The sequence below is a fragment of the Rheinheimera sp. genome (genome assembly GCF_037442525.1).
Classification (GTDB): Bacteria; Pseudomonadota; Gammaproteobacteria; order Enterobacterales; family Alteromonadaceae; genus Pararheinheimera.
The window spans coordinates 456,746-470,484 of sequence record NZ_JBBIQD010000002.1 but is presented as its reverse complement, the minus strand read 5'-3'; the positions used below and the strand labels follow the sequence as shown (position 1 = coordinate 470,484).

Sequence of the window (13,739 nt, the reverse complement as noted above, 5' to 3'; positions counted from 1 at the left end):
CAGACTCGGCTTTGGTGTCTCTGACCAGGCTGTCCATCTCATTCAAAAAACCTGCGATTTGGCCAGTGGCTGTATTCACTTTGGCCGCCAGGGAACGGACTTCATCCGCCACCACTGCAAAACCACGCCCCGCTTCACCGGCCCGTGCCGCTTCTATGGCTGCATTCAGTGCCAGCAGGTTGGTTTGATCGGAGAAGTTTTCCACCATCAGCAGGATCTGCCGCACATTTTCGGCATTTTTCTGCAAGCCGGTCACTGTAGTGCCAAAGTTAGACAGCAGTTGTTCTATCTTGTGCAGTTCGGTGGTCAGTTGCTTCAGCTGCTGGCTGGCACTGCGGGCATTCTGCACTGAACTGCCTGCAACCTGTGTCACCTGATCGTTGCTTTGCACAATATCAGCCAGTCGCTGTAAGGCATTGTCACTCTGCTCGCGAATTTGCTGGCTGTTCTGCTCGGCTCCCTGCAGCTCGGCTCTGGTGCTGTGCACGGCTTTGGCGACCTGCTGGTTCACCTCACAGTTTTCGCTGGCTTGCTGATGAATACCGCGAAGCAGCTCAGAGAGCTGGCCAACAAACAGATTGTATTGCTCAGACAAAGTGCGGAATTCGTCAAAGGTAAAAGCGGGCAGTCGGGTCTTCAGGTCACTACCAGCCTGATTAGCCTGTTCTAAAGCACTGACCAGGGCTTTGACCGGACGGACTATCAGATACACCAGATAGCCAATAGTAAATAAAAATGCCCCGGAGCCAATCAGCAGCAAGGCCCACCACTGCAGAGTCGGACTGCCTTCCTCTGGGTAGGCCACATAGAGACTGAGCCAGAAAATCAGCGTCAGAAAACCTATATTGCCGACAATCTTTAAGGTCAGGTTATAGAAGAACTGCCGTTCAACGGCCTGATAGATGTGTTGAAATAGTGCCATTGCCAAAATCCATGCAGAGGATACCAGCGTGCATCTTCGCAGTTTTGCAACGCCGTTATCTTGTTATAAATCAAACCAGTTAATTTTGTACCTTGTTCTGCCTGGCTTGTCAGCTGTTGTTTTTATATGATGTATATATGAAACGTATATTGGGGTGCCAATGGGAATTGTAAAAATAGCGGATGACTTGCATCAGGACCTGCGTGAAGCCAGTAAAGCCATGGCCCGTTCAGTGAATGCACAGGCGGAATACTGGATCCGCTTGGGGATGCTGGCCGAGCTTTATCCGCAGCTGACCTGCCATGAATTGCAGCGTCTGCTGCTTAAACGTAAATCAGCCTCTTTGCAGGAGTTATTGGATGAATTCGATCCCACTGAAAAGCACTGAACAATTAGCTGCGCAGCGTGAAGCGGGTCGTTTGCTGGCTCAGGTATTTGCCCGACTGGACGAATGGGTGCAGCCTGGCGTGAACACCATGCAGCTGAATGACTGGGTGGAGCAGTATATTCGCGATGAACTCAAGGCACGCCCGGCCAGCAAAGGCCAGTACGATTACCCTTATGTGCTGAACAGTTCGTTGAATGAGGTGGTTTGTCACGGCATGCCGAAAGCCGTTGATATTCTGCGTGACGGTGACATTTTGAATCTGGACATTACGCTGGAAAAACATGGTTTGATTGCCGATTCCAGCAAAATGTATCTGATTGGTCAGGTGGCCCCAGCCGCCAAGCGGCTGGTGGATGTGACCTATCAGGCGTTGTGGCAGGGCATTGCTCAGGTAAAACCCGACAACAGGCTGGGGGATATAGCTGCCGCAGTGCAGCGTCATGCTGAGCAGGCTGGTTATTCGGTCGTGCGTGAATTTTGTGGTCATGGGGTTGGGGTACAAATGCACGAGGAACCTCAGGTTTTGCACTATGGTGCAGCGGGCAGCGGGCTTGCGTTGAAACCCGGAATGGTGTTTACCATTGAGCCTATGATTAATCAGGGCGATCGACGGGTAAAAACGAAAAGTGATGGCTGGACAGTGGTGACCAAAGATAAAAAGTTGTCCGCGCAGTGGGAGCATACGGTTGCTGTTACAGAGCATGGGGTAGAGGTGCTGACTTTGAGGGCTGAAGAACAGTCTATGTTGGAGTTGTTGCCATGAACTCAGGGAAAACCATGCTGATCACCGGCTGTTCCGGCGGGCTTGGCAAGGCGCTGGCACTGGCCGCTTCAGCGGCCGGTTATCAGGTGATTGCTACCGCAAGAAAACCGCAGGATCTGGCTGCACTGCAGGCCTTGGGGCTAAACGTACTGGCGCTGGATCTGTGCAGTGCAGCCTCTGTTGCTGCTGCAGTACAGCAGTTAAAAGAGCGGGGCACAGGTCTGGATGTTCTGGTCAACAATGCAGGTTTTGGTGCCATAGGTGCTGTGCTGGATGCTTCACCTGAACAAATGCGGCGTCAGTTTGATACCAATGTGTTTGCGGTGGCCGAACTGACCCAGGCCTGTTTACCGCTGCTGCTGCAGCAACAGGGGCTGGTGGTCAATATTGGTTCAGTGTCTGCCCGGTTAACCACCCCCTTTGCGGGTTGGTACTGTGCGTCCAAAGCGGCTTTGCATTGCATCTCCGACGCCATGCGTATGGAACTGGCTCCATTGGGCGTCAGGGTGCTGACGGTGCAGGCCGGGGCTATTGCGACGGGCTTTGCGGACAATGCTCAGGCTGGGGTTGCTGCCAGTCTGACGGAGCAGTCGTTGTGGTGGCGTTTTCGCAGAGGAATTGAAAAACGGGCCAATGCCAGTCGGCAACATCCCACTTCAGCAGAAAAACTGTCGCAGCAACTGCTCAGTGAAATCGCCAAACCCGGTTGTACCGGTCTGGTCCGTCTGGGCAATGGTGCTGTGCTGCTGGCCCTGTTGCAGGCTCTCATGCCACGGACGATACTGGATAAGGTGCTGCAAAAAAAATTTGCTCTCAGGTAGCCAGAAGCTAAGTGACTGTGCGGAAATAGGAATTTAATTAAGAGCAGATTTAAGTCGGCAGTTCGACGAAAAATGCTTGCCAACTGGTTAATATTTCACCACCATGACGTTCCCGTTACCGACCTGGGAGCAGAGCCATGACATCTGAATTTATGCGTAAAGTGCATCTGAAAACTGCGCAACAATACAAAGAACAGGGCCATAGCATGCAATATGTGCTGGCGCATTTTCAGAAAGTTGGTATTCCGGAAGATGAAATTCCAGAGTTATTACCTTTGGTAGGTTTTACTGACGAGACCGATCCAAAGGCACTCAGTCACATTGAATAAAAAAAGCCCGTCACATGACGGGCTTTTTGCTGTTCCGCTGCCTGTTTAACTGTTGCGGCTGGCTTTTAACCTGTCACGAATAAAAGCGATGACGACATACAGCAGCACGGCAGGTAATAAGGCGTATGCAATGCCTTGTTCCAGCTGGGGCAGATAGGGCTGTTTTAATGCCATCGCCACCAGGTACCAAGTATAAGCGATGTAAAGCAGCATAAATAACAGGCCTTCAATGCGGTTGACCATAGAGCCGGTAAAAAACAGCGGCACACACAACAGGGCAACACCAACCATCACCGGAATATCCAGCGCCACCATTTGAGCGCCAGCCAGCAAAGGTGTGGGCGACACCAGGCCTGACAAGCCTAAGACACAGAGAATATTAAAGATATTGCTGCCGACCACGTTACCAACCGCAATGTCCCGCTCACCACGCAGACTGGCGATAATGGAGGTCACCACTTCAGGTAAGGACGTACCAGCGGCTACTATGGTCAGGCCAATCACGGCTTCATTGACACCAAAGGCGCGGGCTATCTCAATAGCACTTTCCACCAGCCAACGCGCACCCAGCACCAGCAGTGCCAGACCAATCAGCAGAAACAGCAGGTTCTGCCACACAGGTGCCGGTGTTTTCAGCAACGCCTCCACTTCTTCATCGGCTGTATCTGCGCCTTTGGCTTTGCCTTGCTGAAATAAAAACCAGGTGTAAGCCAGGAGTCCGGCGAACAACAGGCCAGCTTCCAGCCGGCTGATTTCACCATTCAGCGTCATCAGCAGCGCAACCACAGACACCAGCACCATAATAGGCACGTCCTGACGGATCAGCTGGCGCGAGATAATCAGTGGCGAAATCATGGCGGCTGCGCCCAAGATAAAGAGTACGTTAAAAATATTGCTGCCAACCGCATTGGCAATAGCCAGCTCTGCCTGCCCAGACCAGGCCGATTTGACACTGACAGCGAGCTCCGGCGCACTGGTGCCAAAGGCCACCACTGTTAAACCTATTACCAAGGCTGGAATACCAAAAGAACCGGCCAGCCGGGCCGCGCCTTTCACCAATAAATCAGCCCCAAGTACCAGCAGAACCAAACCCACTCCAAGCATTAACCAGGTCATAGTCACCTCATCAAAAAGAAAATTCTGGCTAATTTAGAGTAAAAACAATGTGCTGGAAAGGGGCTCTAAACACAAAGGCCCGGTGGGTACCGGGCCTTACAGCAGTCATGTCTGGCTTAGTGCTGCAGCACTACTTTATAGCCGGTTTCGGTGTCTGGGTCTTTTTCTGCAACCAGCAGGTAAGAGGCTCCCGCTTCCAGAGTGACTGGGTCGGTCTGATCCAGCAGGGTTTTATTATTGTTGCTGTCGCGACGTACCAGTAATACTGAATAGGTATTGGCGGGTAACGTCATGCTGACCGCTGTCGCATCATTCAGTGAGGTGATGTAATGTGAGGTGGTTTCCATGGTTTTGTCCGGTGCGACAAAATACAGACTGACATTGTCAAAGTCCGGGATCACGTTCACCACATTAAAGATGAAATCATAAATTTGTGGGGTCTGGCTGTCTGTGACGGTCAGGGATGTTGCATTCCCGCTGGCATCCCGGTAGTACACCAGAGTTTTGCTCTGGCCCTGGTTCAGTGTCATTAAGCCATTGGGGATCATGCTGCCGTCTTCGGCTTTCAGACTGGCACGGTAATCCCCGTGTGGCAGTTGCAGGTAACTGGTCAATGTATCTGGCGTCAGGTTGGTCATCACTGGTGTTGAGCTGGTGCTGCCCAAATACACATTGGCGTTGCTGAAATCATTCAGGCTGTTGTAAACGCGGAACTGAGCATTGGCGTTCACATCTTCCAGCGGATAAACCGTGGTGGTGTTGCCAATTAAATCCAGCGCAATTTTTTCTTTCAGCGGACCTGCGTTATCCCGCAGTGCCAGCACATAATCTGTTTCGTAACTGAAGGCATACACCGGGCTTTGCAGCAACAGGTTGCGGGTGCCGGCTTCGGTGACGTACAGAATATAACTGCCTAAATCGTAGGTCGTGACTTCGGTATGGGCATACTGAGCGGCGGTCCCCACCAGCGTTGCATCGTCGAAGTCTTCGGTTGATTTACTCAGGTACAGGTCAACATTTTTGCTGGTGCCAAGCAAATTCACGAAGTAGATATTAAATTGCTCGTCCAGTTCATCGTCCCGCTCGAAACTCAGGTTCAGCAGTTGTGGGCTGCTGTAATCACCTGCCATCATCAGAATGGTCTTCTGGCTTTTTTTGGTGGTGACACTGTCTTCCAGGACGGAAATTTCATCACCGTTATCGTCGTAATAGCTCAGGGCGACATCATAAGTGGCTGCATCCAGGGTGGCGACTGAACTGGCATCGCCAAAGTAAGCGGAGCCCAGGCTGCTTTCCACATCGTCACTGTCGGTCAGGGTGACTGTGGTCGTGGCGCTGTTGTAAGAGGCATTGTAAAACTGCAGGTAAGAGCTGGGGTAAGTATCATTGCCTTCAGATGAGCCGCTGCCGCCACAGGCAGTCAACAACAATGAGGCCGACAGACACAAGACAACACGTAACATGGATTCTGTTTCCTTTGAGGTTAAATTCCGCCATCAGAACAGAAAACATCGCCAGGGTTCAGGCCTTTAACTGGTTTTTACCCAGGCTTACATAACTAAACAGTGGTCATCTTAACTTTGCGGTTTTTCGTCAGGTCCTCTTTGTTGGTCTGCCTGCTGCATACGCCAGAGCCGGGCATACAGGCCCTGTTGTTGCAGCAGTTGCTGGTGTGTGCCCTGTTCGGCAACCCGACCCTGATCCAGCACCAGGATCTGGTCTGCGTCTGTAATAGTTGACAGCCGGTGGGCGATCACCAGGGTGCTGTGGTTACGGGCCAGCTGTTTCAGCGCCTGCAATACGGCGGTCTCCACACCGGAGTCCAGTGCAGATGTCGCTTCATCAAACACCAGAATAGGCGCATTTTTGAGCAAGACCCTGGCGATCGCGATGCGTTGTTTTTCACCGCCTGATACTTTTAATCCCCGTTCCCCCACCAGGCTTTGGTCACCGTCCGGCAACGACAGGATAAAAGGCCGTAACTGGGCGGCATCTATGGCCTGATCAATGTCCTGCTCTGAGGCGTCTGGCCGGCCATAACGAATATTGTCTCGGATACTGCTGTTAAAGAGCACCGTATCCTGCGGCACTACCGCAATAGCGCGGCGCAGTGAATCCTGGCTGACATCACGGATATCCTGGCCGTCAATGCGGATTGCCCCATGCTGCACATCGTAAAAACGGAACAACAACCTGGCCACTGTACTTTTGCCTGCGCCGGACGTGCCAACTATCGCCAGTTTCTGGCCTGGCGCTATTTCAAAGTGACAGTGCTGCAAAATGGGCCTGTTGGGCTGGTAGGCAAAACTGACATCAGAAAAAGTGACACGGCCCCCGCTCACCTGAAGCTCACAGGCATCTGGTTTGTCGGTAATGCTGCTGCGCTGGTTCAGCAGACCCAACATATTTTCAAGATCCGTCAGGGAACGTTTTATTTCGCGATAAACAAAACCCAAAAAGTTCAGTGGGATAAAGAGTTGCAGCATATAGGCATTGACCATGGCAAAATCGCCCAAGGTCAGCTGCCTGGCAACCACATCCCGTGCCGCCAGCCCCATTAACAAGGTGACTGCCAGCGCAATAATCAGCGCCTGACCGCTGTTCAGCGCCAGCAAGGACAAGCGGTTTTTCAGCTTGGCCTGCTCGGCGCGCTGCAGGTGGCTGTCGTAAATGCTGGCTTCGTAGCCTTCGTTATTAAAGTATTTGACGGTCTCGTAGTTCAGCAGGCTTTCAACGGCACGGGTGCTGCTGGCGGAATCAGCCTGATTGGCCTCACGGATATACTGGTTGCGCCATTCGGTGACATTAAAGGTAAAGGCGATATACCCGGCGATAGCCAGCAGGGTGGCGGCCACGTACCAGAGGGAAAACAAACCAGCGAAAATGGCCAGCACCAGTACAATTTCCAGCAGGGTCGGCACTATGTTGAACATCAAAAAACGCATCAGGAAACTCATGCCCTGCAGACCACGTTCAATGTCGCGGCTGACTCCGCCGGTCTGGCGGTTCAGGTGGAAACTCAAATCCAGCTGATGCAGATGCCTGAATACGGTCAGACCAATGTTTCGCATCGCATGTTCAGTCACCCGGCTGAACAGCGCGTCACGCAGTTCGGCAAGAAATACGGAACCAAAACGGAGCACGCCATACCAGAGCACGAGGGCTACAGGGACAGTCATCACTTGTGTCAGGCCCGGGTCCATTGCATCTATCGTCAGTTTCAGCAGGTAGGGCAGGGCCAGTGTAGCCGCTTTGGCGGCGATCAGTGCAGCGATGGCCCATAGCACATGCTGCTTAAAGGCCCATAAATAGGGCCAGATGTAACGCACGCTTTGACCCAATGAGAACGCCGACGCGGCTTTTGCCGCGTCTGGCCTTTTGCTGATGGTACCCATGCCACGCATTGGAAAACTCCGGCAACCTGGCAGAGCTCAGGCCGTTATTGATAGGTGCAAAGATAAGCTGTGTCTGTGCCGACCTTCAGCTGAAACTTAACATTCGCCGGGACGTCGAAACTCTGGCCTGTGTGAAACCGCTGCCAGTCCGGCTGACCCGGTAATAATACCTGCAGAGCGCCGCTAATCACAGTCATCACTTCATGCTGACTGGTGCCAAATTCATAGTCGCCCGGTGCCATCACGCCCACAGTGGCTGGCAGTTGCTCACCCTGAAAAGCAATAGATGTCACTTTGCCGTCAAAATAGCTGTTTACCTTAAACATGGTTGTTCCTGTTGCTGCTGAAAGTCTGACAGCAGTAGAGCGGATCTGACGAAAAAAAGGAAGGGATTTCTACAAGTCTGGATGGCTAAAAATGAAAATACATACAGAGAGGTACTTTCAGGCAAAGGCTGCTATACCTAAAGAGTACCTGAAAGGATTCAGTTAAGTGATTGATTTATTCATTTAAGTTGCCAGGTTTTCTTATGAAACAACAAGCCATAACAGTGGCTGCTGCCTGCCTGCTTTGCAGCGTCAGTGCAGCAGCAGAGCTGACTTCAACTTTTACCCTTGCGACCAATTATCTGTTTAACGGTGTGACCCTGACCCAGGATGATCCGGCTGTACAACCCAGTCTGGATTGGAATTCTGGTCAGGGCTGGTATGGTGGCCTTTGGGCATCCAATGTCAGTTTTGACCCCAGAGCTGATATAGAATTTGACGGTACCCTTGGTTACTATCTGGATTTAGGGGCGAACTGGGCGCTGGATTTGGGGATTGCACAATACAGTTATCATGGCAGCAGTACGGCCAGTGCCTTTAATTACCCGGAAGCTTATATCAAGCTTTCTTATGCCAACACCAAGCTCAGTTATTGGTACGCCAATGATTATTTTGGGGCTGGGGGCGGGCATTACATTTTGATGCTGACGCAGGTATTTCAACTGACCGACGGCATCACACTGACGGTATCGGCAGACCGCTCTACATCAACGGATACCACAAAATTTCTGCGCGATAACGATGGCACCTACCATCATTGGCGGTCGGCCCTGTCGGGGCAGTGGCAGGGCTTAAGCTGGGTTCTGGCTTATGACAACACCGACTTGGAGCTACCGGATTTAGGTGAGCCAACCTGGTCGTTCGGTTTGGCCAAAACTATCTCCTGGTTCTAATTGGCAGAGGCGCATGATGCAACTGAATTCATTACGTATTAAGCTGACTTTAGGGGTTGCAGTGTTACTGGCGGTCAGCATCGGGTCTATGGCGGCTCTGGCTTGGTACTCCATGACCAGCAGCAGTGCCTCCGCAGTCGACAAACTGACCGGCTCGATGCGGACTCTGGCTGGGCAAACCTTGACGGAAGCGGCCAAAACGACAGCCCTGGAAACAGCGGCTGTGCTGGATCGCAACTTTGATACCGCCAAAATCTTTGCGGCCATCTTGAGTGGCTCAGCGCTGGGCAGTGGCCAGCCTCCTTACACCAGAGAACAGATAAAGGTCATGGCTGGCCAGATCCTGGCAGCCAACAGCGGAATTTCTTCCCTGTACGGCCAGTTTGAAATCAATGGTTATGATGGTGCCGATGCACAGTTTTCGATAGCGGATGAACACAGTTCACAAAGTGGGACTATGGAAATTTATTGGGTACGTGAGCAAAACGGGTTACGTTTCGTTCAGGTGCCAGACCCGGCTGTAAAATACAAAGACACAAAAAATGAATTTGGGGTGCGGGAAGCGGAGTGGTACTTATGCAGTCGCGACAGCAAAGCGCCTTGCCTGATGGAACCTTACTTGTGGGAAATTCAGCCCGGCAATCAGGTGTTACTGACGTCCCTGGTGTATCCGGTGCTGGTGAACAATGAATTTCGTGGAGTCTCAGGGGTTGACTTAAACCTGCCAGTACTACAAACCCTGTTACAGGCACAAGCGGAAAAGTTGTACGAAGGCAAATCCCAACTGTATTTGCTCAGTAAGTTCGGTTTGGTGCTGGCCAGTAACCGCTTTCCTGGCCAATTGGGCCAGCCACTGCAGCAGCTGGATGCAAAGCTTGCGCAGCACCTGAAAAGCCAACCAGGTGGGGTGAGCAGCTTTGATGGCAATTTGCTGGTGACTTTGCCTATTCAGTTAACCAGCACCAGCTCGGGCTGGTCAGTTGTGGTTGTGGTTCCTGAACAGGTGGCTTTGGCCATTGCCGCACAGCTGGCGCAGCAACTGAATGAAGACTCCACCCGAACCACCAGTTCGATGTTGCTGTTTGGCGTGTTGCTTTTGCTGATGTTTGTGGTGCTGATGGCGCTTGGTCTGAAAACTGCCACAGCTCCGATGGTGCAGATGAGCCTCCTGATGAAAGATCTGGCTGGCTCGGAAGGGGACTTAACCCGCCAGTTGCATCCAAGCCAGCATCAGGAGCTGAACGATATGGCACAGGGATTTAATCTCTTTACCGCAAAATTGCGGGGCATGATCAGCAACCTGAAACAATCGTCAGCACGCATGCAGCAACAATCGGTGCTGATGCTGGACACATCCGATCAGACCCGACGCGCCGTATCTGTGCAGGCCAGCGAAGTACAAAATGTTGCGTCAGCCATGCATCAAATGACGGCTACGGCCAATGAAGTGGCAAAGCTGGCAGGTAGCACTGCGCAAGGAGCGCAGGACTCGTTAAAGGCACTGACTGCCGCCAATCAGTTATTCCAGAATACGGTGGGCGCTTTTAAAGCTGTGGCTGAGGAATTTGCTCATACCAGCCAGGGCGTGAATGAGGTGGCCAGCAGCAGTCAGAAGATCAACGGTATTATTGATGTGATCCAGGCCATCGCTGAGCAAACCAACTTGCTGGCGCTGAATGCGGCCATAGAAGCGGCGCGGGCAGGCGATCAAGGTCGGGGCTTTGCCGTGGTGGCTGATGAAGTGCGTTCTCTGGCGGCCCGCACCCACAGCTCTACCGATGAAATTAAAAACTTGATCCACGAACTGCAGCAACAGGTAGCAACGGCTGTGCAGCAAATTCAGACCAACACCCGCAAAGTCAGCTCAACTTTGCAAGAGGCGGAAAGCTCATATGAGCAATTGTCTCTGGCGACTGCAGGCATCTCTGCCATTGCGGATAATGCGTTCCAGGTTGCGTCTGCGGCGGAACAACAGAATCAGGTCAGCGAAGAAATTAACCGGAATATCACCGCTATTGATGATGCCACCAAATCGCTGGATCAGCAGGTGGAACAAAACCTGCAAATCAGTAAGGAAATAGATCGGATTACCGGCGAAATGGATACTCAGTTATCACAGTTACGTTCGGAGTAGTATGGTGTGAAAGCTTTGGTTGTCCTGCTGTGCCTGTGCTTCAGCAGCTGCGTTTTAGCAGAGAATAAGCCCACATTAAGGTTGGCCAGTCTGGAATGGCCGCCATACACCTCAGCCACTATGACCGATCACGGCGAAACTACTGCCTTATTACGCAGGATTTTTGCTGACTTAGGGTATCAACTGGAAATTGATTTTGTGCCCTGGTCCAGGGCTGTGCGGATGGGCACAGCTGATCATCCCTATGATGGCTATTTTCCTGAGTACCAGGTTCAGGAAGCCGGTCGGCTGCAATCGGACAGCCTGGGCAGCAGCCTGATTGGTTTTGCTTATAAGGCCGACTTGATCGTGCCTGAGATCAATCTGCAGATGTTGCAGCGGTTCAGCCTTGGGGTTGTGCAGGATTATATTAATCAACATCAATTGGATCTCTGGATCCGTCTGGGCTTACTGAAACCTCAGTATGCACTGTCCGACCAACAAAACCTGCTGAAGCTGGTTAATGGGCGTGTTGAACTGATAGTGATTGACCAGCGAGTGATGGACTATTGGCTGCAGCAAGACCGCAAACTTCAGCCTTACCGTGAACAGATCCGGTTCCACGACCAATTCAGTGAGCAAAAAACTTTGCATCTGGTATTGAATGATAACCCGAGGCTCAGGCAACTGATGCATCAGTTGAACTCTGCACTGGAGCATCAGACCCGATCAGATGCAGCCCGTTAATTTGTAACATTTTGTAGACGCTATCAGGCAGATGCAGCAGTTTGAGTGGGCTGATTATCAGGAGTTTTAGTTAGTTTTGCCGGATTTATGTTCATTTTTCCCGAATTTTACTTTGGATACCGCATTCTGTGTCTCTGAATCGCAGTGCGCTGGTATTGCTGTGGCCGTATTGATTATTCATCCGGCCACGATAGACTTTGAGCGCGTCATGGACGACTGCCAATTTCTAAACTGCAGCGGCCACTTATGTCCCGATTTACCAGCCTCAGAAGGAGTAGAGCTGTGGTTACCCAAAAAATAGGCCTTGCCGGTCGCCTTAGCCTGGCATTTGCGATTCCATTGTCCCTGTTAGTCCTGATAGCCGCTTTAAGCCTCTGGTCCCTGCATTCGATGCAGGCTGGTCTGAGAACTGTGTATCTGGACCGGGTTGTACCGCTGGAGGGCTTAAAGCGTATTGCTGATTTATATGCGGTGTCGGTTATTGATGCCGTCAATAAAGCCAATGCCGGTTTATTCAGTGCAGAAGAAGCATTGGAGCAGGTGGAAATGGCGCAGCAGGGCATCCGCTCTGAGTGGCAAACTTACAGGGCGACGACGCTGACTCCTGAAGAAGCACAACTGGCGCAACAGGCCGAACAATTATTTGTTGCAGCGGATGCCGATATCCGGCGGCTGGAAGACTTTTTAAGGCAACCACCGGGCATTTTAACCGGAAAGATGGCTGACTTTGATGGTCCGCTCTATCAAAGCATTGACCCGATCAGCGGTAAAATCACTGAGCTGGTGGAATTACAGCTGCGGGTTGCGGAACAGGAATTTAAAGGCACTGAGCGCCTGTACCAACAGGATCTCTGGTTGATTGCTGTGTTTGCTTTGCTGGCCTTTGTCGGCTCCGTGGCGGCGGCTTATGCGGTGGTGCGCCATACCCTGGGGCATCTTGGTGGTGAGCCTGAATATGCCGCCATGATAGTGCGCAGGGTGGCCGAAGGGGAGCTGAATTTAACCATTGATCTAAAACAGCCACAGGGCAACAGCCTGCTGCATCACCTGGGGGCTATGGTGCAACAGCTGCGTACCATCGTCTCGGAGCTGAAACAAAGCTCCGACGCTTTGGATCAGGCGGCGCATGAACTGGCGGTCAGCAGTGAACAAAGCACCCAGCAACTGTTGCTGCAGTATCGGGATGTGGATGGGGTCTCTACGGCGATGAATGAAATGAGCAGCAGTGTGGCCGATGTGGCTCAGAATGCGGTGTTGGCAGCCAGCAACTCAGAGCAGGCTGACAGCGGTTTGCGCAGTTCTGAACAAGTGATGCAACAAACGCAGAGCGCTGTGGCAGAGCTTTCCTCTCAAATGCAGTACAGCACGGATTTGATAGGCCAATTATCAGAACACAGTGAACAGATTGGCCAGGTGGTGGACGTGATCCGCGGTGTGGCAGAGCAGACCAACCTGCTGGCACTGAATGCGGCCATCGAAGCGGCCAGAGCTGGCGAACAGGGTAGGGGTTTTGCCGTGGTGGCGGATGAGGTCCGTACTCTGGCCAGCCGGACTCAGGATTCAACAGCCGCTATTCAGCAAATGATCAGTACTTTGTGTCAAGGCGTGCAATCGACCGTCAGTGCCATGCACCTGAATCAGCAGCATGCCACAGTTATGCTCAAGCTGGTCAGCGACAGTCAGCAGGCGTTTCAGGGCATCCGGCAGTCGGTGGACCAAATCCATCTGATGAATGAGCAGATCGCCAGCGCCGCAGAACAACAAAGCCTGGTGTCGGAACAGATCAACCGTTCCATGATGCAGATTAAAGGCTCGGCAGAACTGACGGCGGCCGCCTCAGAACAGGTCTCCCGTGCCAGTGTTGAATTAAGCCAGATAGCCAACCGGCTGACTGGCCATGTCAGTTTCTTTAAACTGGCCTGATGC

Annotated in this window: 13 protein-coding genes; 8 read left to right on the top strand and 5 right to left on the bottom strand. The window is 52.1% G+C overall.

What is annotated here, in order from left to right:
- Positions 1-922: methyl-accepting chemotaxis protein (locus tag WKJ03_RS06345; protein WP_337841332.1), on the bottom strand; the 922-nt coding region annotated here is incomplete at its 3' end.
- A gap of 160 nt (positions 923-1,082) precedes the next feature.
- Here WKJ03_RS06345 and WKJ03_RS06340 point away from each other — a divergent pair.
- The 4 genes from WKJ03_RS06340 (at position 1,083) to WKJ03_RS06325 (ending at position 3,223) form a co-directional block, all read left to right on the top strand.
- Positions 1,083-1,310: a ParD-like family protein gene (locus WKJ03_RS06340; protein ID WP_337841331.1), complete on the top strand. Its 228-nt coding sequence runs from the start codon at positions 1,083-1,085 to the stop codon at positions 1,308-1,310.
- The gene (gene map / locus WKJ03_RS06335) at positions 1,282-2,073 is read left to right on the top strand and encodes a type I methionyl aminopeptidase (RefSeq protein ID WP_337841330.1); all 792 of its coding nucleotides are present in this window, start codon (positions 1,282-1,284) and stop codon (positions 2,071-2,073) included. Before WKJ03_RS06340 ends, map begins: the two co-directional genes overlap by 29 nt.
- Entirely contained in the window at positions 2,070-2,894 is an 825-nt protein-coding gene (locus tag WKJ03_RS06330) for an SDR family oxidoreductase (RefSeq protein WP_337841329.1), read from the top strand. Before map ends, WKJ03_RS06330 begins: the two co-directional genes overlap by 4 nt.
- 137 nt (positions 2,895-3,031) lie before the next feature.
- Positions 3,032-3,223 carry a hypothetical protein gene (locus tag WKJ03_RS06325; protein ID WP_337841328.1) on the top strand — a complete coding sequence of 64 codons (192 nt, stop codon included), beginning with the start codon at positions 3,032-3,034 and terminating at the stop codon, positions 3,221-3,223.
- A gap of 45 nt (positions 3,224-3,268) precedes the next feature.
- On the opposite strand, the gene WKJ03_RS06320 is transcribed toward WKJ03_RS06325, so the two are convergent.
- The 4 genes from WKJ03_RS06320 to WKJ03_RS06305 all read right to left on the bottom strand — a co-directional run bounded on the left by WKJ03_RS06320 (position 3,269) and on the right by WKJ03_RS06305 (position 8,060).
- Positions 3,269-4,339 carry a calcium/sodium antiporter gene (locus WKJ03_RS06320; protein ID WP_337841327.1) on the bottom strand — a complete coding sequence of 357 codons (1,071 nt, stop codon included), beginning with the start codon at positions 4,337-4,339 and terminating at the stop codon, positions 3,269-3,271.
- Positions 4,340-4,455: 116 nt separating this feature from the next.
- Positions 4,456-5,802 carry a DUF4397 domain-containing protein gene (locus WKJ03_RS06315; RefSeq protein ID WP_337841326.1) on the bottom strand — a complete coding sequence of 449 codons (1,347 nt, stop codon included), beginning with the start codon at positions 5,800-5,802 and terminating at the stop codon, positions 4,456-4,458.
- Between the two features lie 111 nt (positions 5,803-5,913).
- Positions 5,914-7,734, bottom strand: coding sequence for an ABC transporter ATP-binding protein/permease (locus WKJ03_RS06310; protein WP_337841335.1), 1,821 nt, complete (start codon positions 7,732-7,734; stop codon positions 5,914-5,916).
- Between the two features lie 44 nt (positions 7,735-7,778).
- Complete coding sequence (locus tag WKJ03_RS06305) at positions 7,779-8,060, bottom strand: pyrimidine/purine nucleoside phosphorylase (protein WP_337841325.1); 282 nt, start codon at positions 8,058-8,060, stop codon at positions 7,779-7,781.
- Between the two features lie 203 nt (positions 8,061-8,263).
- Here WKJ03_RS06305 and WKJ03_RS06300 point away from each other — a divergent pair, with 203 nt between their 5' ends.
- From WKJ03_RS06300 to WKJ03_RS06285, 4 genes are all read left to right on the top strand, one after another.
- Positions 8,264-8,953 carry a TorF family putative porin gene (locus WKJ03_RS06300; protein ID WP_337841324.1) on the top strand — a complete coding sequence of 230 codons (690 nt, stop codon included), beginning with the start codon at positions 8,264-8,266 and terminating at the stop codon, positions 8,951-8,953.
- Between the two features lie 16 nt (positions 8,954-8,969).
- Positions 8,970-11,087, top strand: a complete 2,118-nt coding sequence (locus WKJ03_RS06295) for a methyl-accepting chemotaxis protein (RefSeq protein ID WP_337841323.1) — start codon at positions 8,970-8,972, stop codon at positions 11,085-11,087.
- 120 nt (positions 11,088-11,207) lie between these two features.
- On the top strand, positions 11,208-11,813 hold the full coding sequence (locus WKJ03_RS06290; RefSeq protein WP_337841322.1) for a hypothetical protein: 606 nt from the start codon (positions 11,208-11,210) through the stop codon (positions 11,811-11,813).
- Between the two features lie 282 nt (positions 11,814-12,095).
- Positions 12,096-13,736 (top strand): methyl-accepting chemotaxis protein, encoded by a 1,641-nt coding sequence (locus tag WKJ03_RS06285; protein WP_337841321.1) that lies wholly within the window; start codon positions 12,096-12,098, stop codon positions 13,734-13,736.
- The last annotated feature ends 3 nt before the right edge of the window (positions 13,737-13,739 follow it).